The sequence below is a fragment of the Streptomyces sp. NPDC002669 genome, from assembly GCF_042889165.1.
Taxonomy (GTDB): domain Bacteria; phylum Actinomycetota; class Actinomycetes; order Streptomycetales; family Streptomycetaceae; genus Streptomyces.
Genome location: NZ_JBIAQQ010000015.1, coordinates 17,583 through 37,167, shown reverse-complemented (window position 1 = coordinate 37,167; position 19,585 = coordinate 17,583). Strand labels below are relative to the sequence as shown.

Below are 19,585 nucleotides of genomic sequence, written 5' to 3'. Positions count from 1 at the left end.
CGGCATGCTGGACTCGGTGACGCACCGACAAGAGGCGACGCACCGACAGGAGGAAACCGCCATGGGCGCACCCACCGGCGACCCCGCTCCGGGCCACGACCGGGAATGGGACGACCTCGTCCGGATCTGGGAGGAGACGGACGCGCCCGAGGGCTGCAAGGTGGAGATCATCGAGGGGATCGTCACCGTGTCGCCACCGCCGTCCAAGGACCACAACACCACCGCGGAGCTGCTGCAGCGCAAGCTCTACAGTGTCATTCCGGAGGACTGGGGGATCTACCAGACCCTCGGGGTCTCGGTACCGGGCCGGGCCGGGCTCTACATCCCCGACCTCGTCGTCGTACCGCGTGTCATGGCGACCGGACCGGGCAACCGCATTCCGGCCGAAGAGGCCCGCCTCGTCGTCGAGATCACCTCGAAGGCCAATGCCAACCACGACCGCATCGGCAAGGTGCGCGGCTGCGCGAAGGCCGGTGTCGGGCTGTTCCTGCTGCTCGACCCGTGGCACTCGGGCCGCCCCACCGCCACGCTGTACGGGGAACCCGACGGCGGCACCTACCGGGTGCTGGACACGGTCGAGTGCGGGGAGAAGCTCACGCTGCCCGAGCCGTTCGGGCTCGTCCTGGACACCGGGGTGTTCCCGGTGAGTTGAGGAGTGCTGCCGAGGCGACAGGGGAACGCGAACGGCCCGCCGGGGCGGAGGAATCCGTCCCGGCGGGCCGTTGTCGTGCACGGGCGGGGGCCTGTCGGCTCACCGCCCGGGATCGGTCACTTGCCGAAGTAGGCGTGGTAGATCGACACCGACGACTTGTTGCCCTTCTTGTCCGTGACATCGGCCCGGTAGGAGATGGACTTCCCCTTGGCCGGGTTCTTCACGGAGAGCTTGCCCTTCTTCACCGCGGACTTCTTCCACGTCTTGCCGCCGTCGTAACTGACGTACACCGTCAGCGACTTGAGGTTCTTGCCGGCGGCGGCGCCCTGCACCGTCACGGGCACCGAAGCGGTCCGGCCGGCCGTGACCCGGCTGTCGGAGGTGACGTTGGGAGTGAACCGCACCGTGGAGACCGGCAGCATGGTCGGGGCCGAGGTCCGCTTGGAGCGGAAGGTCCAGCTCGCGTCGATCCGGGTGGAGACCGGGGAGAGCGCGGCGCTGCGCCGCAGCGAGGTCGTCAGCCGGTAGTCGGCGGCGGCGGACGGCACGGCGAAGGGGGTGCCCCCCGTCAGCGAGTCCTCGTTCTGGGCGAGCTTCTTGCCGTTGCGGTACAGGACCGTCTTGGCCGAACTGTAGGCGGAATCACCGAGGTTGCCGCTTCCGTCGGCCACCATCGGCAGTGCGCCGACGAGGTCGTTGCCGTCCCGGATGATGCCGTACTCGGAGGTGACCGCAGGGCCGAACACCGCGGTGTTGACCTTCTTCGTGTAGGACTTGCCCGCCTTGAAGGTCTGCGGGTCGCCGAGGGAGTACTGCGCCTCGGTCACCGGGTAGCCGTCCTCGTCGAGCCCGCCGTCCTGGTTGAACTCGAAGCCCCACTTCACCTTGTCGGCGGTGGAGACGTAGGTGGTGACGTTGCCGGGGATCTTGTGGATGGTCCAGCTCGCCCAGACGCTGCCCGCGCCGGGCAGCGCGGCCCACGCGGAGACCTCACCGGTCTTGCCCTTGGCGGGCGAGCCGAGGGTGAGGCCGACCTTGGCCAGCTGGGCGGCGGTGTACTTCCGCTGGTAACCGGTGGACGCCTGCGTCGCCGGGCCGCCGGCCGCGATGTCGTACCGGGTGGAGGCACCCTTGGCCCAGCTGCCGAGCCAGTGCTGGGAGAGCGAGCCGTCGGTCACCTTCGGGCCGAAGTGCGCGGTGTTGAAGTTCTTGTAGGTGTCGAGGATCCAGCCGTAGGTGTAGTCGCCCTCCTCGGTCGCGAACTGGAGGTCGGGCGCGGCCAGCAGGGACTTCGTCCCGGTGGCGGGCAGGGTGATGTTCACCGGCTTCGCCTTGCGCGCGTCGAGCGTCACGGTGAGGTTCTTGGTGACGTCCAGCTTCGGCTGGGACAGCCAGTCGGTGCCCTTGGCGTAGTCGTCGGGGTCGACGGTGACGGCCCCGTTCAGGGTGTAACCACCCTTGGGGAGACGGACCTTGGCCGTGCCGTCGGTGTTCGTCGGGGAGAGCCACTGGCCGAGCGCCGTTCCCGAGAGGCCGAAGAAGTCGGTCTCCACGAACTGGGCCGGCTTGCCGTCGCGCCCGATGGTCCTGACGGTGACGTCGTACGACTCGATCTCGCGCTCGACCGCGGCCGCCGTGCGGACGCTCTGGCCGCCGCCGGTCCCGACGACGTACGCGGAGTAGACACCGTCGGCGGTGCCGCCGAGCTTGGTGTTCACGGTCAGCGGCACGTCGGCGGTACCGCCCGCGGGGACGGTGACCTTGTCGGCGCCGAGGGTGAAGAAGCCGGCCGGGGCGGGCTTGCCCTTCGGCCCGGTCGCGGTGACCGCGAGGTCGAGGGTGACGTCATCGGTGCCGAGGTTGCGGTACGTCAGCTTCTTGGTGACCGGGGTGTCGTCGGTGTGCGGCCACTGCTGGAGGCCGAAGCCCAGCGAGACCGGTTCGGCGACGACGGTCTGGGCGATCGCCCGGTCGACGGCGATCCGGCCCGTGCCCTGCTCGAACGGGGTGTACGCGCCCGGCTTCGTCGAGGCGGTGAGCGCGCCCTTGAGCTCGGCGTACTTCCACTCCGGGTGCTGCTGCTTGAGGAGCGCGGCGGCGCCCGCGACGTGCGGGGTCGCCATCGACGTGCCGGAGATCGTCAGGTAGCCCGGCGGGTTCTGCCCGACCTCCTGGTCGATGGCGGAACCGGGGGCGGCGGCGGCCGTGATGTCCACGCCGGGGGCGGTGACGTCGGGCTTGATCGCGCTGTCGCCGATGCGCGGGCCGCGGCTGGAGAACTCCGCCAGGCCGTCCTTGTCGTCGACGGCGCCGACGGTCAGCGCGGCGTCCGCGCTGCCGGGGGAACCGACGGTGCCGGCGCCGGGGCCCTCGTTGCCCGCCGCGATGGCGAACAGGACGCCCTTGTCGGCGGACAGCTTGTCGACCGCCGCCTCCAGCGGGTCGACCTCGGGGGTGTCACCGCCGCCGAGGCTCAGGTTGATGATGTCGGCGCCCTGCGCGACCGCCCACTCCATCCCGGCCAGGATCTCGGAGTCGTCGCCGAAGCCGTCGTCGTCGAGGACCTTGCCCTCCAGGAGCTTGGCGTCCGGCGCCACGCCCTTGAACTTGCCGCCCGACTTGGCACCCGTACCGGCCGCGATCGACGAGACGTGGGTGCCGTGGCCGACCCGGTCCTTGGCGTCCGGGGAGGTGGTGAAGTTCTTCGTTTCGAGGATCTGGCCCTTGAGGTCGGGGTGGGTGGCGTCCACTCCGGTGTCCAGGACGGCGATCTTGACGCCCTTGCCGGTGTAACCGGCCTTCCACGCGGCCGGGGTGCCGATCTGCGGGACGCTCTTGTCGAGGCTCGCCCTGCGCACGCCGTCCAGCCAGACCCGGTCGATCCCGGCGGCGGTGGTGAGCTGGGCGCTGCGCGGGGTCTTGCTGGTCAGCGCCTGCCAGATGTCCCCGGCGTCGCGCTGCGGGGTGATCACCGACTCGGCGTTCAGCGTCTTCAGGGTCCGGGCGACCCGGGTGGAACCGGCGTCGCGGACCTCGGCCTTCGCGGTGGCGGCCTTCGCACCCCGGTAGGAGACGATCAGCTTCAGGCCCGCCTTCTGGGCCCGGCGGTTCTCCGCCCGGCTCAGCTCGGTGATGTCGAACAGCCGGCGGTCCAGCTTCCCGGAGCTGATCAGCCGGTGCGCGTCGGCCGGGACGAGCAGCGTGTGCCCGTCGCGTATCTGGCGCTGCACGGGTATGTGCTCGCGCCCCTTCGCGGCGCGGAAGCCGACGACCCGGCCCTTGGCGTCCACCGTGACGAGGTCACCGGTGATCAGCGTCAGCCGGTGCTGGGTCAGGGACTTGGTGCCGGTCGGCCCGGTGGTGTCGGGCTGTGCGGCGGCCGGGCTGGTCATCCCGGCCGCGAGCGCCACGGCGGCTGCCACGGCGACGGTCGAAACACACGCGTTCTTCACGTGTCTGCGCAACTCTCCCCCTGGAGAATCAGGCGGCCCCGAGGGCCACTGGTCAGTCGGCACGACGGCGACGCCGGTGCCGACCGGTTCACGTACCTAGAGGGGGAATTGGGCAGACGGGTTCACAGGAGGCGCACAGATCACCGGAGTTGACTGAAGATCACCGGTCCGGGACGGTGCGGAACGGTCCGGGGCGGAACGGTCCGGGGCGGTGAGGGACGGCTCGGAACGGCGCGGCACGGTCCGGGGCGGCGCGGAACGGCTCGGCGCGGAACGGTGGGGCCGCCGGGGACGACTGTGGGGAAGTGCCGGACCGGGCAGCGATGAGTTTCGGCCGCCGCGTCGGTCTCTCCTGATGTGGAAGCCATGACCCCGATCGTTCTCGTCGTCACCGGCCGCGTCACCAGGGACGCGGTGCCGGGACTCTGTGCCGAGCTGGAGGCGCTGCTGCACGGCCCCGACGGCGCCGCCCGCGACCCGGCCGCCGGGGTGGACTGCGACGTGGGCGGGGTCGTACGGGCGGACCTGGCACTGGTCGAGGCGATAGCGCGGCTGGTGGTCGTCGCACGCCGGGCGGGCGGCCGAAGACTACGGCTGCGCAACGCGTCCCCGGAACTGCGGAGCCTGCTGGACCTGGTGGGACTGGCCGAGGTGATGGGCGTCGCGAGCGTTACGGGCGCGGCCGACGCAATGGGCGTGAGGGACGCGGGCTGCGGGACGGGAGCGGGGGAGACCGTGGGCTGACCGCCCCCGTCTCCCCGGTCGCCCCCTGCCGAATCCCGCCCCGTCCATTCCGCCCCCGCGCCCGCCCGGCTCAGTCCTCCGCGTCCCCGGACGAGGTGATCCGGGCCGAGTCGCAGAGCACCACACGGGCGGAGGCGCTCCCGTCGGCCACGACCTTCGGTGGAACGCCGGACGAGTCCGGGAAGGCGGTGGGGCGCGCGGGCTCCGCCATGAAATCCTCGCAGGAGGATTCGGGCTGCGGCCCCGGTTCCGCGCCGGAGGACGGCGGCGCCACCGGGGCCGGGCCGCCGGTGGCGGAGGGCTCACCCATCCACCGGGTCACCCCCCAGCCACCGGCCGCCAGCACCACCCAGCCGGCCACCAGCCCGTTCCGTATTCCGCGTCTCACCGGCCCGGCCTCATGCCGTCGCGTCGTCGTCGAGGTGGTCCGGCAGCCCGAAGAGCGGGAACCAGCGCGGCGTGTCCAGGAAGCAGTGCATCCCCGTGATGGCGCCGTCCGAGATGTCGATGACCTGCACCGCCCACGGCACGAAGCCGGGGCCTTCCGGATTCGGCTTGTAGTGGGCGAACGCCGGGGTGCCGTTGGCGAACGTCGGCACCAGGCGGGAGCCCGCGCAGCCCGCGCCGATGGAGAGCATGAAGCCGGTGATGTCGTCGTGCCCCTGGAGCCAGAGGTCGAACGGCGGCATGGTCATCACGGCGTCCTCGTGGAGCAGCGCGGTCAGCGCCGCCATGTCGTACCCCTCGAAGGCCGCCACGTACCGTTCCAGGAGCTTGCGCTGCTCCTCGTCGAGCGGATTCGCGGTGTCCACGGGCTTGCCCTCGTGCTCCGTGAGGGTGGCCCGGGCCCGCTGGAGGGCGCTGTTGACGGAGGCGACCGAGGTGTCCAGCAGCTCGGCCACCTCGCTCGCCTTCCAGGCCAGCACCTCGCGCAGGATCAGCACGGCCCGCTGCTTGGGCGGCAGGTGCTGGAGCGCGGCGACGAACGCGAGCCGCACCGACTCCCGCGCCACGGCGGCCTCCGCCGGGTCGGCCACCGTCGGCAGGATGCGGCCGTCCGGCATCGGCTCCAGCCAGGTGTTCTCCGGCAGCGGGTTGAGCGCCGCCTGGGCGAGCGGCGTGGGCCCCGTCAGGTCGACGGGACGGGCCCGCTTGTTGCCCGCGTTCAGCATGTCCAGACAGACGTTGGTGGCGATGCGGTACAGCCAGGACCGCAGCGAGGAGCGCCCCTCGAACTTCTCGAAGTTCCGCCAGGCACGCACCAGCGTGTCCTGTACGGCGTCCTCCGCCTCGAAGGCCGAGCCGAGCATCCGGTAGCAGTAGCCGGTCAGCTCGACCCGGTGTCCCTCCAGACGGCTGTCGATGTCCGTCGTCGCCGTCATATCACTCATCGCTCCACCCCTGTTGCGCTGTGCCACCGCCCACTTCGGCACTTCGGAAGCTACAGCAGGCCACTGACAACAGGGACGGAAAGCGCCGAAGCCGTCCTTGCCCCAGCCGTGTTCCAGTCACGTTCGGGGCGAGTTCCGGCCGAGTTCCGACCAGGCCCCGGCCGGGTTCCGAACAAGCCCCGCCGGGGCTCCGACCAGGCCCGATCGAGTTCCGACCGGGCTCCGGCCGGCCCCGGGACGGCGCCGGGGCCCGGTCGGCCGGGCCGGATCAGGTGCCGGGCTTGCGCCCGTACACGTAGACGTCGTCGCCGTTCCTCAGCAGCTTCCAGTACGACTTCGCGTCGGCGGAGCGCATGTTGACGCAGCCGTGCGAACCCGGCGGGTTCCACATCTTCACGCCCACCGAGTGGAACGCCTGCCCGCCGTCGAAGAACTGGGCGTACGGCATGGCCACGTGGTAGATCGACGAGACGTGGTCGATGTTCCGCCAGTAGATCTTCTTCGACCCGGTGCGGGTCTCGTACCCGTTGCGGCCGGTCCGGACCGGTACGGGACCGAACTTCAGCTTGCTGCCGTCCTGGATCCAGCTCAGCTGCCGGGTCAGGTCGACACACGCGATGCGCCCCTTGTTGGTGGGGCACTTCTTGTCCTTGTTCGGGTTCTTGCCGGCCGCCTTCTGGGCCGTGAGCGTCTTCATCGTGCGCCAGGTGACCGGACCCGCGTACCCGATGGTGGGGGTGACCCCGTACGTGCTCTGGAACGACCGGATCGCCTTGCAGTCGGCGGACGACTGCTTGCCGTCGACCGGCCGGTGCAGGTACTTCTCGACCTGCTTCTGGTACGGCCCGGTGGACTTCGTGCAGGACGCCGCCTGCGCCGACCCGCCGGTACCGATGACCAGGGCGGGCACCGAGGCCAGCCCCGCGACCGTCAGCGCGATGCCGCGCCGCAGCCGTGTTCTCCGTATGTTCCCCGCGACTCCCATGTACGCCAACTCCCCTTCGCGCGCCGTGAGGTGATTCCGCCTGCTAGACGCGCGTCGGGGAGTCGATGGTTGTGCGCCGAATGTCTCAGTTCTGCACGGGCGCCGGGCACCGGGTGCCGGGTGCCGCCCGGGGCGGGCGCCGGAGGGCGTGCCCGGCCTCAGGCCCGTGCGGCCGCCACCGGCGAGGTCCGGAGCCGTTCGGCGCGGGCGGCCCGCGAGCCGTACAGCGTGATCGACACGACGCCGAGTACCGCGAACAGGCCCAGCGCCACGGTCCCGGTCCAGCCGCCCGCGTGGAAGGCGACCGCGCCGAGCGTGCCGCCCGCGCTGGAGCCCAGGTAGTACGCGGACTGGTAGAGCGCCGACGCCTGGGCGCGGCCCTTCGTGGCCGTACGGCTGACGGACGAGGAGGCGACCGCGTGCCCGGCGAAGAAGCCCGCCGTGATCAGGACCAGGCCGAGGAGCACGGCGGCCAGCCGGTCGGAGAGGGAGAGGAGCAGCCCGGCGGCGGTGGTGGAGACGGCCAGGTACAGCGCACCCCGGCGGCCGAGCCGGGCGACCAGCTTGCCTGCCGCGGCGGAGGAGACCGTACCGACGAGGTAGACCAGGAAGATCGAGCCGACGACCCCCTGCGGGAGGTTGAACGGCGCCTCCACCAGCCGGTAGCCGATCACCGTGTAGACCGCGCCGAACACCGTCATGAACAGCGCGCCGATCGCGTACAGCCGGCGCAGCAGCGGGTCGGAGAGGTGGTCGCCCACGGTCCTGGCGAGGGCCTTCGGGTTCAGCGTTCCCGGGGTGAAGTGCCGGGCCCTGGGGATCATGAAGTGGAAGACGACCGCGCAGGCCAGGGCCATCAGTCCGACCGCGCCGAGCGCCGCCCGCCAGCCCCACAGCTGGGCGATCCAGCCGGTGACGATGCGGCCGCTCATGCCGCCGATGCTGTTGCCGGCCACGAACAGTCCGATCGCGGCGACCAGCGCCTTCGGCCGTACCTCCTCCGCCAGGTACGCCATCGCGGAGGCGGGCAGTCCGGCCAGTGCCGCGCCCTGGACGGCGCGCAGCGCGATCAGCCAGCCCAGCGAGGGGGCGAAGGGGACGAGCAGCCCGACCAGTACGGCGACCGTCAGCGACGCGGTCATCATCTGCCGCCGTCCGAACCGCTCGGAGAGCGCGCTCATCGGCAGTACGCACAGTGCCAGCGCACCCGTCGCGGCGGAGACCGTCCAGCTGGCCTGGCCGGCCGTGGCGCCGAGGGAGGCGGAGACGGCGGGCAGCAGGGCCTGGGTGGAGTAGAGGAGTGCGAAGGTCGCGACGCCTGCGGCGAAGAGCGCGAAGCTCATCCGGCGGTAGCCGGGGCGGCCGGGTTCGAGGCGGTCCGGCGCGGCGGTGGCGGCGGGCGCGGGGGAGGCGGCGACGGGGGACGGCTGGGACGAGGCGGCCACGACGAGCGTGGACGCCCCGGTACTGGCAGGAGGCATGCTTCGAAAGTAGGCCCCTCCGTTTCATGCGTCCAATGCACGAAGTGGCGATAATCAATCCCATGGCGCATGAACGCAGCTCACAGCCTCGGCTGTCACCGGGCAGTTACGAAGAAGACATCCGCGCCGTGCTCGCACCGCGCCTGGCCCACTTCGCGGCGGTGGCCCGCCACGAACACGTCACGCGCGCCGCGCAGGAGCTCGGCGTCCCGCAGTCGACGCTGTCGCGGGCGATGGTCAGGCTCGAACAGGACCTGGGCGTCGCCCTGTTCGCCCGCAAGGGCCGTACGGTCTCGCTCACCCCGGCGGGCCGCACCTTCCTCGGCTCCGCCGAGCGGGCCCTGGCCGAGGTGGAGAAGGCCGCCGACTCGGTACGGGCCGACGCCGACCCGGCCACCGGGAAGGTCGCCTTCGGCTTCCTGCACACGATGGGTTCGGAGACCGTCCCCGCCCTCATCCGCGCCTTCCGCGCCGACCACCCCGGTGTCCGCTTCCAGCTCGTGCAGAACTACGGCGAGGCGATGATCGAACGCCTCCGGGCCGGCGGCCTCGACCTCTGCCTCACCTCCCCCGTCCCGGACGCCCCCGACCTGGTCGCCCGCCGCCTGGACGAACAGCGCCTGCGCCTGGTCGTCCCCGAGGACCACCGCCTCGCCGGCCGCCGCCGCATCCGCCTCGCGGAGGCCGCCGACGAAAAGTTCGTCACCCTGGAACCGGGCTACGGCCTGCGCCGGATCACCGACGACCTGTGCGCCGAGGCGGGCTTCACCCCCCGGGTGGCCTTCGAGGGCGAGGAGGCGGAAACCCTCCGCGGCCTGGTCGCCGCCGGCCTGGGCGTGGCCCTCCTCCCCCCTCCGGCGGTGGCCCGCCCCGGAGTCGTCGAACTGACGGTCACGGCCCCGAGAGCCGCCCGCGAAATCGGCGTCGCCTGGCTCGACGGCCACCCCGACACCCCACCGGTGGCCGCCTTCAAACGCTTCCTCCTCTCCCGCCGGGGGCATTTGCTGCCGGACTGAGGCTTTTGTCGTTACGGGCCCCACGTACGCGGGGCCCACACCCGGTGCGCCTCCGCGTCGAGCACACCTACGGGACCACCCCCGCGTGCGCGGGGACCACCTGATGACCCTCAAGGCCGCGGAGTACGCGCCGGGACCACCCCCGCACGCGCGGGGACCACGCGGCGGTGCCGATCGTGGGACCACCCCCGCACACGCGGGGACCACCGCAGGGCGTACGCCGTGGCATCGCTGCCGGAGGGGCCACCCCCGCACACGCGGGGACCACATCCGTGATGCCATCAACCCCCTGACCGAGCTGGGACCACCCCCGCACGCGCGGGGACCACTCGCCGGGGACTCGGCACGCGGCGCACGCGCGGGGACCACGACCCACCTCCTGGTCGGTGAAGTCCTCGCCGCGGGACCACCCCCGCACGCGCGGGGACCACGAGACCGGCGCCGAGCCGCTGGTCGTGCGCCGGGGACCACCCCCGCACGCGCGGGGACCACCCGTCGTATCCGATGACGCAGGAGAACCCTGGGGGACCACCCCCGCACGCGCGGGGACCACCGAATGGGCCGATTTCCTTCAGCACGTGAGCGGGGGACCACCCCCGCACGCGCGGGGACCACGCCGGTGACCTGGTCACCATCTACCACGACACGGGACCACCCCCGCACGCGCGGGGACCACCCGAGGACTGCGACGGCCACGCGGTCGGCCCCGGGACCACCCCCGCACGCGCGGGGACCACTCCCTCCGAGGGCCCGCGTCAACCTCAACCAAGGGACCACCCCCGCACGCGCGGGGACCACCCAGGCCGGGAGATCGCAACGACACCGATCGAGGGACCACCCCCGCACGCGCGGGGACCACGAGAGCAGCTTCCGGCCGTGTGACCGCCTTCAGGGACCACCCCCGCACGCGCGGGGACCACGCGGTGGGCTGGATCGGGTGGGCGCAGTTCACGGGACCACCCCCGCACGCGCGGGGACCACGCCCCGGCCGCCGGGCCCACTGTCCTCGGATGGGGACCACCCCCGCACGCGCGGGGACCACTCGGGCGGGTACGCGTGGTGCGCGCCGATGGAGGGACCACCCCCGCACGCGCGGGGACCACAACCGCCGTCTGACCAGCGCGTCCGGCGACCGGGGGCCACCCCCGCACACGCGGGGACCACCGGTCGGCCGCTTCTACGGCGGCCGGGAACTGCGGGCCACCCCCGCACACGCGGGGACCACACGGTCGCGGCCGGGACACCGGCGTTGAGCCAGGGGCCACCCCCGCACACGCGGGGACCACACGGCCGGGCCGGTCATGAGCATCTACGCCGGGGGGCCACCCCCGCACACGCGGGGACCACATGCTGAAGACCCCGACCGTGTGGCCGGGCCCGGGGCCACCCCCGCACACGCGGGGACCACGTCCTGATAGAAGCAGCAGCCGCGGGCCCGGTGGGGCCACCCCCGCACACGCGGGGACCACCTGCTCCTGGAGGCGAGGATGCGCCGACGCCTGGGGCCACCCCCGCACACGCGGGGACCACAGTTCGCGACCTGCTGCTTTATCGCGTCAGGGTGCGCTTTTTACTTACTTCCAAAGATTCCGGCATAACGCCTACAAGGGGCATCCTGTCTGGGTAGTAGATAGGAGATCTGTGCAGAGCGATTGTCTCAGGCCGCCTTCATCTCGACGGTTCTTTCTCACGACTGAACTCGGTCTGTAGCAGCCGATAGGTCTGAACCCAGGGTTGTGCGACGCACACGCGGCCCGCCAGTTCTGGTTGTTGGCCCTGCCCGTAAGCTCACTGGGTGAAGACGATCGTGTTCGACATCGGTGAAACGCTCGTTCGCGACGATCGCTACTGGGCCTCCTGGGCGGACTGGCTGGGCGTACCCGGACACACCTTGTCCGCGCTCGTCGGCGCCGTCACCGCACAGGGCCTCGACAATGCGGAAGCCCTTCGCCTTCTGCGCCCCGGCATCGACATTGCGGCCGAGTACGCCGCGCGAGAGGCCGCCGGCCGTGGCGAGCACCTCGATGAATCCGACCTGTACGAGGACGTGCGCCCTGCACTCACCGCGCTGCAGGAGTTGGGGGTCCGGGTCGTCGTCGCGGGCAACCAGACGATTCGTGCCGGTGACCTGCTGCGCGGCATGGGTCTGCCGGCCGACTTCATCGCCACCTCTGGGGAATGGGGCTGTGCCAAACCGTCCCCCGATTTCTTCGCACGGGTCCTCGATGCCTCCCACGCCCCGGCGCAGGACACCGTCTACGTCGGTGACCACCCGATGAACGACACTGTCCCGGCCGCACGGGCAGGGCTTCGCACGGCGCACCTCCGTCGCGGCCCCTGGGGGCACCTGTGGGCAGACGATCCCCAAGTTCGGGAGACTGCGGACTGGGTGATTGATTCGCTCATGGACCTGATCGACATCGTCGCCGAATAACCGGTTTCGTACCTGCCCCGTGACGGCGCGGGTACGGTCGGAGCATGTCCGCCGACTCCCCGCGCGAGGTCGGTGAGCGAATCGCCGCACGCCGACGCGCGCGCCGCCTCACCCAGACCGGTCTGGCCTCGGCCGCGCACGTCTCCTACGCCACCATCCGCGCTGTCGAGCGTGGTGCACGGCGGCCGAGCGACGAGGTGATCGAAGCGATCGCCGCCGCCCTCTCGGTGGACGCCACCCAACTGCGCACGGGGTATGTGGGCACTGAACGGCGGGTTCACCAAGCCCTCCCGGAACTGTCGGCCACGATCGCCGGGTACGACATCCCACAAGGCTCTCCCACCCGTACGCCGGACGAGCTGGCGAACGCGATCAGTACGGCAGTGGTCTGGAGGCTCGGCGCCCAGTACGGGCGGATCGCCACGGAGATCCCCAGCCTGTTGGGCGACGCCATCCGGTACGCCCACGCCGCGCGCGGTGCCGAACAGCGGACCGCTGCCCGGATGCTGGCCGCTGCCGCCCGTGTCGGCGACGCGGTTGCCTTCAAGTACGGGGCACGTGACCTTTCTGCCCGGCTGATCGACCTGATGCGCTGGGCAGCCGACCGTACGGAGGACCCTCTCGTTCAGGCTGCCACGGCATACGTACGGACCGAGGTCTTCTTCACGGCCCGGTCCCACGCCGCCGGCCTTGCCGCACTGGAGCAGGCGATCGACGTGGCGCCCGCGCCGTCGTCCCGGTCGGAAGCGGCTTCCCGCGGCGCCCTCCACATGCGGGCCGCCGTCATCGCCGGACGCGACGGAAACGCAGATGCCGCCAACACCCACCTGGAGCACGCCCGGCAGCTCGGTGATCAGGTCGCGCGCGAAGGCATCTACCTGGGCACTGCGTTCGGCCCCGACTCGGTCCGAATCCATGAGGTGTCCGTCGCTGTCGGCCTCGGGCGCGACCACGTCGACCGCGCTCTGCGCGTAGCGACGGAGTGGACGCCACCTGTCGGCCTGCCGGCCGAGCGCCGCAGCGGTTTCTACATCGAGCTGGCCCGTGCGCAGGGGTGGGCCGGGCTTCAGGCCGACGCGTTCGGGAGTCTCAAAGCAGCGCGGGCAGCAGCTCCGCAGCACACGCGCGAGCACCCGTGGGCGCGTGAAGTCGCCGGCAGCCTGCGGCGTTTTCATCGCGCCGACGCGGAGGCCCTGTCGCACTTCGCGCACTGGATCGGGGCTGTCTGACCAACTGCTACAAGCAGTAGCAGTTGTGGCTCGGCCCAGGCCTCAAGCTCTGTCTGTCCGCATCATGCAGGTAGAGGAGGGCCCCATGACCACCCCCATGCTCGGGGAAGGGCAGGTGAGCATCGCCTGTCTTCACAACGCCGCTCGCCGGCGCTGTGGCGCTGTGGTCCGGTACTCCGTGCAGACCAGGGCCATTGCCCTGTCAGGGCAGGTCCGGACGCGGCCGAGCATCTCCTGCGGCTGCGATTCCCTCGTCAGTACTGGAGCCGACGATGCCCACTGCTGAGATCGGCCTGCCTGATCCGGCCCTCCTGTCCACTGCCCAGCAGCGCGGCACCCACTGTGTCTGGTGCTCCGTCGCGCTGGTCAACGGAACGGCCCGTGACCTCGGTCCCCGCCCGGTGGATGCCCACGGAACCTCGGCTCTGTGGTTTCCCCGCTGTTGTCCCGTCTGCTGGAAGGGCCACGGCCAGTGATCACCCTGACGAAGTACGCCCACTTGCGCGGCGACCGGGCGTACCGCGTACTCCTCGGTCATACCTGCGCGTGCACCGCCTGCCGACGCGCACCGTGCCCGGTCGCGGTCCGGCTCGTCCGGGTGTGGCGAGAGGCCCGTCGGTGAGGTGCGACCGCTGTCAACAGCTCATGACATACGGGGAGTCGAGGGCGTACGACGTGCCCGGTGCGACCGGGCCCGGCATCACGGTCCGTATTCATGATCGGCCGTGCTCGTTGCCCGTTTCGGTGCGGCCGACACCGTATCCGGGTGAGCGGAAGCCCTGATGGCCATGGTGATCGAGGTCGCCCGAGACGCCTGGGTGCGCATCGTCCGTTCGGAAGCCCGCAGATTCGGTTATGGCCGTGAGGCAGACGAGAGTTCCGGCGTCTGGCACATCCCCACCGGGGCTCGGGGCCCGAACGGCTGGTGAACAATCCCCGCATGCGCGGGGACCACGCATGTGCCCAACTCCGTCGGGGATTCTGGTAGGGACCACCCCCGCACGCGCGGGGACCACTGAACGATTCGCTGGTACGGCTGCACTGCCTCGGGACCACCCCCGCACGCGCGGGGACCACGTCCACCGCAACCCGGACGTCGTGGACGCGGGACCACCCCCGCACGCGCGGGGACCACACTCGCCGGAGACAAGAACGTGCGCGGCCCCAGGGACCACCCCCGCACGCGCGGGGACCACCACGGTGTCAGCCGGCAGCTCACCTACTACGGGGGACCACCCCCGCACGCGCGGGGGACCACCGAGGTGGGCCCACCACTGCTCGGTGTGGCCGGGGACCACCCCCGCACGCGCGGGGACCACGTCCACGCCCAAGCCTCGTTCGTCTTCGACCCGGGACCACCCCCGCACGCGCGGGGACCACGCGAGCTCGCTCCGCTTGGGCAGGGCCAGGGAGGGACCACCCCCGCACGCGCGGGGACCACATCCTGACCTCGTCCCGGGGGAGCGTGAGGGTGGGACCACCCCCGCACGCGCGGGGACCACTGCACGCAGGTCTTGCAGGCGCGGGTGACCGGGGGACCACCCCCGCACGCGCGGGGACCACCCGTCCGGGACGGTGATCACGGCAGATCGGGTGGGACCACCCCCGCACGCGCGGGGACCACGCACTGGAGGCCGCGGACCAAGGGCCGGGAGAGGGACCACCCCCGCACGCGCGGGGACCACCATGCGACTGAACTGCGGGAACGGGGTGGGCTGGGACCACCCCCGCACGCGCGGGGACCACTCCGCACAGTCCGACAGCAGCTCGGCGCCCTCGGGACCACCCCCGCACGCGCGGGGACCACACCATGACGTACCGGACACGCGGTCGCGATGGGGGACCACCCCCGCACGCGCGGGGACCACCGGGGGAAGCTGGCGACTTTGATTGTGCCGGTGGGACCACCCCCGCACGCGCGGGGACCACGGTCCTTGCCTTCTCCCGCGGGATCATCACCAGGGACCACCCCCGCACGCGCGGGGACCACAACCCCATCTCCTTCAGCAGCGCCCGCAGGCCGGGACCACCCCCGCACGCGCGGGGACCACCCGTCCTGCCCGTCGTACAGCCACCAGGAGGAGGGACCACCCCCGCACGCGCGGGGACCACCGGTGCGCTGGTGGCTCTGTGTGTCCAGGTCTGGGACCACCCCCGCACGCGCGGGGACCACAGCCGCTCCACGTGGTCGACGAAGTCAACTCCGGGACCACCCCCGCACGCGCGGGGACCACGCGCCCGAGATCGCCCGGCTGCTGATCGCCGCGGGACCACCCCCGCACGCGCGGGGACCACAGTTCGTGACCTGCGGCTTTATCGCGGCAGGGCGCCAGTTTTACTTACTTTCACGGATTCCGACATAACACCTACAAGGGGCATTCTTTTTAGGTGGTGGGTAGAGGTCTGTACGGAGCGATTATCTCAGGCCGCCTTCCCCTCGACTGTCCCTTCTCATGGCTGAACTCGGTCCGCAAGGTGGGAGGCTTGGACCTGTTCCACAAGTCGATGTCCGCATGTTGACGGTTCGACAGCGCCAATCCCACAGGCGCCTGGCTCGGTTTTCCCGGTACCTGGTACCCGGCGCCTCCATGCCGCCCGTCGGGGTCAGTCGAGTGGGGTGGACTGGTGCGCTGCGGCGATGGCGTCGATCCGGGCTGCGAGGTCGAAGTCGGCCTCGGTCAGCTTGTAGTCGGCGTCGTGCGTCGTGACGGCGATGTGCAGGTGGTCGATCCTGAGGTCGATGTCCGCATGGTGGCCGATGCGCCGTTCCCGGTCGGCGATGTGCACGATCATCGCGACACCCGCGTGGTACCGGATATCTACCCTGCGATGGATCGTGTCCCCGTCCCGCGTCCACTTCGGCAACGCGGCCAGCCGCTCCGCGATCTCCTCGCCCGACAACGGCTTCGGTGCGTCTGTCACGTCATCCCCTCCCGATCATCGGTGCCGGTACCTTCACCGCTTCATCGCGTCCAGAGCGGCACGCCACGGGTAGCTCCTCGGGTTCCCCTGCTTCGGCGGGTGAGACGTGTACCCATCCGGCCCGTCGAGGTACAGCACGCCCTGCGCTCGCAGGTCCGCGATGCTGCGGGCCACGGCGGGCTGTGCGGCTTGAGCGCGATTGAAGTACGGCATGGCCGCCACCGGCACCCCGAGGTGCACGCCTTCGGACACCAGGCCCAACGCAAGGGTGTCCGCGATCCCGTTCCCCCACTTGTTCAGGCTCGTGCAGGACAGCGGGGCGACGAGCATGGCGTCCGCCTTCGGCAGCGCATCTTGTTCCTCCGGCAGCTTGTACTGCGAGCGGACCCGGTGCCCGGTCAACTCCTCCAGCTCTCCGAGGCGCGGTTCCCACCACCGGGCGGCGGACGGGGTCAGGACGAGACAGGTGTCCCAGCCACGATGCTGTGCCTCCCGGACGCCCTCGTCGATGTACTGGGTCGGTCCGGCCGCGCAGGCGATGAGGTAGAGGACTCGCTTCGTCATGCGGGGAGTCCACATCGCACGGCCAGACGGCGCAAGTCGCCGCCGGGGACCGGCGTCGCCCCGACCACGTCGGCGACAAGGCCGACCGTGGACTGCCGACCGAGGACCTCTTCCGGGGCCAGTCGTGCCGCTTCGACCGATGATTCGGCAGCTGCCTCCTTCCGTCGTGTCAGGAGCCGAGCGCGTGCCATCGTGATGAGGTGCTGTGCCTGCCGCTCACGGGACAGTCCGTACAGCGCTTCGCTCCCCAGCCCGTCTGCGGCTTTGATCGCCGAGTCCCCGTCCTCGAGCCTGGTCAGTACATCCACTCGATGGAGACCCGCATTCGTCGGCCCGAACATCGTGTAGTCCTCGTCGAGGTCGGCGCCTTGCCGGTCGGCCACCTCGGCGGCCCGGTCCACGTGCTCACCTGCCTGACGCATCGCGACCACAGACCGGCCCATGGAGGCGGAGGCGATCGCCGCGGACAGGTACAGCATGCCGAGCGTCGAGAGCCCCAGGGGCCCGCCGGCCTCCAGCTCCGTGGACAGGCATCGAGCTGCTCCCGTTGCGAATTCCACGGCTGCCAGGGGCTGTTGCTGAGAGATGAGCGGCTTCGCCACCCGCCGCGAAGCCGCACCGATCGCCACCGGATCGCCGGACCGCTCTGCAGAGGTCAGGGCCTGGTCAGCGGCCACCGCCGCCTGAACCGCCGTTGCCGGGCCGTACTTGTGGAGGAACGAGGCTGTCAGTTGGAGGACTCGCGACAACAGGGCGTGAGCCTCGCCGGCCTCGGCACCGGCCCGCGCGGCGGACCGTCTGGATCCCACGACCAACATGGGCAGCTCGCGACCGAGTGCCCCGTAGTGGCAGGCCTGGAACGCTTCGCAGCAGTAGGTGAGCCGACGCCGCAGGTCTGCAGGCGGCGGGGGATCCTTGTCCTCGCTGTCGTCGCGGTACAGGACATCGATGACAGCGAGCGCCTCGGCGGGTGGCGTGGTTGCCGGGGGCGGCTCCGGAGGCCCGTCCAACGGAAGTTGCTCCAAGGGGATGCGTAAAACCTCGGCCGCGCGCACCAGCACGGACAGACGTGGGTCCTGCTGGCGCCGGCCGCCTTCGAGGTCCTGTACCCACCTGCGCGGTCTTCTTTGCCCGCCAGTTGACGAACAGCGCAGCAGGCCGCTCCTTGCGCAACCGCTTCGGCTGCACCCACGAGGCGGACGGGAGTTCCCGCGTCCGGTACACCCCCGACGGAACCCGGTGGAACATCCCGCCCCGGAACCGGTGACCGCGCTTCGGCCCGGTCCGCGGACGCGCTGTCGGCGAACCACCCCCGCCCACGCGGGGAACACAGCACCATGACCGGCCCGTACTTCTCACGGCTCGGACCACCCCCGCACACGCGGGGAACATGCCAACGCCGACGGCAACGCGCGCTTCTACGGCGGACCACCCCCGCACGCGCGGGGACCACGACCTCTACGCGGTCCGGATCGGCCTCGACGGCGGACCACCCCCGCCCGCGCGGGGATCACCGACGGCTGCTTCCTGGCCCACAAGTGTCCCGAGGGACCACCCCCGCACACGCGGGGACCACCCAGGGATCAGGCCCTTCACGAAGTCCTTCACTGGACCAGCCCCGCACGCGCGGGGATCACTGGGCCTTATGCCGAAGCACGACAGTCGTCACCTCGGCGCGGCGGATGCCGCCGAGGTCGAAATCTGCCGCCGAACCTGCCCGGCAACCGCTGCTGTGGCATTCATGCCCGAGCCCACTATGACCCAACGTCCGCGTCCCGAGCAGCCCGCCGGGAAACCGGTATCGGGAAACTGCCGGTACCGCGCGCCGCCGGTGGAAGCGACCGGTGTCAGGACGCGGCCAGGCGCGCCTCCTCCAGCTGGGCCACCAGCCGCACGACCCGCCGATTCCGGGCCCGGCCCCAGCTGTGGCCCCCCATCATCAGCAGCTGGTCCGTCCCGCCGGAGGCCAGCACCAGCTCCGGGACGTCGGACTGGTAGACCTTGCCCGACAGGACGGCCACCCGCACCTCCAGGACGTCCGCCCAGGCGTGAGAGCGCGTCCCGAACATCCCGGAGTACCTCACCCCGGCCGGCCCGTAGGAGACGCTGAACATCGGCGCGCGGAACGTCAGCATCACGCCTGGTACGCCCAGGATCACGACCGGGACCAGACTGACCACGTTGCGCACGCCCGCCGCCATCACTACGGCGACCAGCAGGCACGCGCCGCCCATCAGGAAGTAGCTGATCGCCGAGAGAGGGCGCCTCTTCCGCATTTCTGTTCCCCCAGTTCCGCAGCGCGTGGCGCGCGGCGCCGTTCGCGGCCCGAGCTCCGGGGACGCCGCCACCGCCCGTGGACAAGCATACGAACGGCGGCGCAGCGGCCGTTCCCTCGTGGCCCTGTCCCTGATCGCCTACGTCCACATCGCCCACAGGAGCGACGAACGGTGGCCTGTGCAGGGCCAACCCCGCATGTGCGGGGACCACGCCGCGATGAGCCGTGAGCTGAGCGGCAACCCGGGGCCACCCCCGCTCACGCGGGGACCGCACGGTGCGCCAGATGCGCAGCAGCTCCGGCATGGGACCAACCCCGCCCGCGCGGGGACCACGACAGCTGCTCGATGCGTGTGCGCTGAAGCCAGGGACCACCCCCGCCCACGCAGGGACCACCGTTCGTGACCTGCGACGTCATCTCGCCCAGGCGCCGATTTTGCT

Annotated in this window: 14 protein-coding genes and 2 CRISPR repeat arrays; of the genes, 5 read left to right on the top strand and 9 right to left on the bottom strand. The window is 71.3% G+C overall.

Going from position 1 to position 19,585, the window contains the following annotated elements:
- The first annotated feature begins 61 nt into the window (after positions 1-61).
- Positions 62-652 (top strand): Uma2 family endonuclease, encoded by a 591-nt coding sequence (locus tag ACFYW1_RS22255; RefSeq protein WP_388995710.1) that lies wholly within the window; start codon positions 62-64, stop codon positions 650-652.
- A gap of 116 nt (positions 653-768) precedes the next feature.
- Here the strand turns inward: ACFYW1_RS22255 and ACFYW1_RS22250 are convergent, their stop codons facing one another.
- Positions 769-4,044, bottom strand: coding sequence for a S8 family serine peptidase (locus tag ACFYW1_RS22250; protein WP_388996099.1), 3,276 nt, complete (start codon positions 4,042-4,044; stop codon positions 769-771).
- Positions 4,045-4,470: 426 nt separating this feature from the next.
- Between ACFYW1_RS22250 and ACFYW1_RS22245 the strand changes: the two genes are divergently transcribed.
- Positions 4,471-4,848 (top strand): STAS domain-containing protein, encoded by a 378-nt coding sequence (locus tag ACFYW1_RS22245; RefSeq protein ID WP_388995707.1) that lies wholly within the window; start codon positions 4,471-4,473, stop codon positions 4,846-4,848.
- A 70-nt stretch (positions 4,849-4,918) separates the two neighbouring features.
- Here ACFYW1_RS22245 and ACFYW1_RS22240 read toward each other — a convergent pair whose 3' ends face one another.
- The 4 genes from ACFYW1_RS22240 to ACFYW1_RS22225 all read right to left on the bottom strand — a co-directional run bounded on the left by ACFYW1_RS22240 (position 4,919) and on the right by ACFYW1_RS22225 (position 8,705).
- Positions 4,919-5,236 (bottom strand): hypothetical protein, encoded by a 318-nt coding sequence (locus ACFYW1_RS22240; RefSeq protein ID WP_388995704.1) that lies wholly within the window; start codon positions 5,234-5,236, stop codon positions 4,919-4,921.
- Between the two features lie 10 nt (positions 5,237-5,246).
- Positions 5,247-6,266 (bottom strand): sigma-70 family RNA polymerase sigma factor, encoded by a 1,020-nt coding sequence (locus ACFYW1_RS22235; protein WP_388995701.1) that lies wholly within the window; start codon positions 6,264-6,266, stop codon positions 5,247-5,249.
- Between the two features lie 241 nt (positions 6,267-6,507).
- Entirely contained in the window at positions 6,508-7,224 is a 717-nt protein-coding gene (locus ACFYW1_RS22230) for a L,D-transpeptidase family protein (protein ID WP_388995698.1), read from the bottom strand.
- Between the two features lie 158 nt (positions 7,225-7,382).
- Entirely contained in the window at positions 7,383-8,705 is a 1,323-nt protein-coding gene (locus ACFYW1_RS22225) for an MFS transporter (protein WP_388995695.1), read from the bottom strand.
- 62 nt (positions 8,706-8,767) lie between these two features.
- Between ACFYW1_RS22225 and ACFYW1_RS22220 the strand changes: the two genes are divergently transcribed.
- The 3 genes from ACFYW1_RS22220 (at position 8,768) to ACFYW1_RS22210 (ending at position 13,384) form a co-directional block, all read left to right on the top strand.
- Positions 8,768-9,721, top strand: coding sequence for a LysR family transcriptional regulator (locus ACFYW1_RS22220; RefSeq protein WP_388995692.1), 954 nt, complete (start codon positions 8,768-8,770; stop codon positions 9,719-9,721).
- 340 nt (positions 9,722-10,061) lie between these two features.
- A CRISPR array of direct repeats spans positions 10,062-11,251; the repeat unit is 29 nt; unit sequence GGGACCACCCCCGCACGCGCGGGGACCAC.
- Positions 11,252-11,516: 265 nt separating this feature from the next.
- Positions 11,517-12,155, top strand: a complete 639-nt coding sequence (locus ACFYW1_RS22215) for an HAD family hydrolase (protein ID WP_388995689.1) — start codon at positions 11,517-11,519, stop codon at positions 12,153-12,155.
- Between the two features lie 44 nt (positions 12,156-12,199).
- Positions 12,200-13,384, top strand: coding sequence for a helix-turn-helix transcriptional regulator (locus ACFYW1_RS22210; protein ID WP_388995686.1), 1,185 nt, complete (start codon positions 12,200-12,202; stop codon positions 13,382-13,384).
- A 926-nt stretch (positions 13,385-14,310) separates the two neighbouring features.
- Positions 14,311-15,679: a CRISPR direct-repeat array (repeat unit 29 nt; unit sequence GGGACCACCCCCGCACGCGCGGGGACCAC).
- A gap of 309 nt (positions 15,680-15,988) precedes the next feature.
- Here the strand turns inward: ACFYW1_RS22210 and ACFYW1_RS22205 are convergent.
- The 4 genes from ACFYW1_RS22205 to ACFYW1_RS22190 all read right to left on the bottom strand — a co-directional run bounded on the left by ACFYW1_RS22205 (position 15,989) and on the right by ACFYW1_RS22190 (position 19,146).
- Complete coding sequence (locus tag ACFYW1_RS22205; protein WP_388995683.1) at positions 15,989-16,306, bottom strand: 4a-hydroxytetrahydrobiopterin dehydratase; 318 nt, start codon at positions 16,304-16,306, stop codon at positions 15,989-15,991.
- Between the two features lie 33 nt (positions 16,307-16,339).
- Complete coding sequence (locus ACFYW1_RS22200; RefSeq protein WP_388995680.1) at positions 16,340-16,870, bottom strand: flavoprotein; 531 nt, start codon at positions 16,868-16,870, stop codon at positions 16,340-16,342.
- Positions 16,867-17,931 (bottom strand): DNA-binding protein, encoded by a 1,065-nt coding sequence (locus ACFYW1_RS22195; protein ID WP_388995677.1) that lies wholly within the window; start codon positions 17,929-17,931, stop codon positions 16,867-16,869. The genes ACFYW1_RS22200 and ACFYW1_RS22195 overlap by 4 nt, the downstream gene beginning before the upstream one ends.
- Positions 17,932-18,717: 786 nt before the next feature.
- Complete coding sequence (locus ACFYW1_RS22190) at positions 18,718-19,146, bottom strand: hypothetical protein (protein ID WP_388995674.1); 429 nt, start codon at positions 19,144-19,146, stop codon at positions 18,718-18,720.
- Positions 19,147-19,585 lie beyond the last annotated feature (439 nt).

Coding starts and splice junctions, on each gene's coding strand:
- ACFYW1_RS22255 (WP_388995710.1), top strand. CDS start 62: ATGGGCGCACCCACCGGCGACCCCGCTCCGGGCCACGACCGGGAATGG.
- ACFYW1_RS22250 (WP_388996099.1), bottom strand. CDS start 4,044: ATGACCAGCCCGGCCGCCGCACAGCCCGACACCACCGGGCCGACCGGC.
- ACFYW1_RS22245 (WP_388995707.1), top strand. CDS start 4,471: ATGACCCCGATCGTTCTCGTCGTCACCGGCCGCGTCACCAGGGACGCG.
- ACFYW1_RS22230 (WP_388995698.1), bottom strand. CDS start 7,224: ATGGGAGTCGCGGGGAACATACGGAGAACACGGCTGCGGCGCGGCATC.
- ACFYW1_RS22225 (WP_388995695.1), bottom strand. CDS start 8,705: ATGCCTCCTGCCAGTACCGGGGCGTCCACGCTCGTCGTGGCCGCCTCG.
- ACFYW1_RS22220 (WP_388995692.1), top strand. CDS start 8,768: ATGGCGCATGAACGCAGCTCACAGCCTCGGCTGTCACCGGGCAGTTAC.
- ACFYW1_RS22210 (WP_388995686.1), top strand. CDS start 12,200: ATGTCCGCCGACTCCCCGCGCGAGGTCGGTGAGCGAATCGCCGCACGC.
- ACFYW1_RS22200 (WP_388995680.1), bottom strand. CDS start 16,870: ATGACGAAGCGAGTCCTCTACCTCATCGCCTGCGCGGCCGGACCGACC.
- ACFYW1_RS22190 (WP_388995674.1), bottom strand. CDS start 19,146: ATGCGGAAGAGGCGCCCTCTCTCGGCGATCAGCTACTTCCTGATGGGC.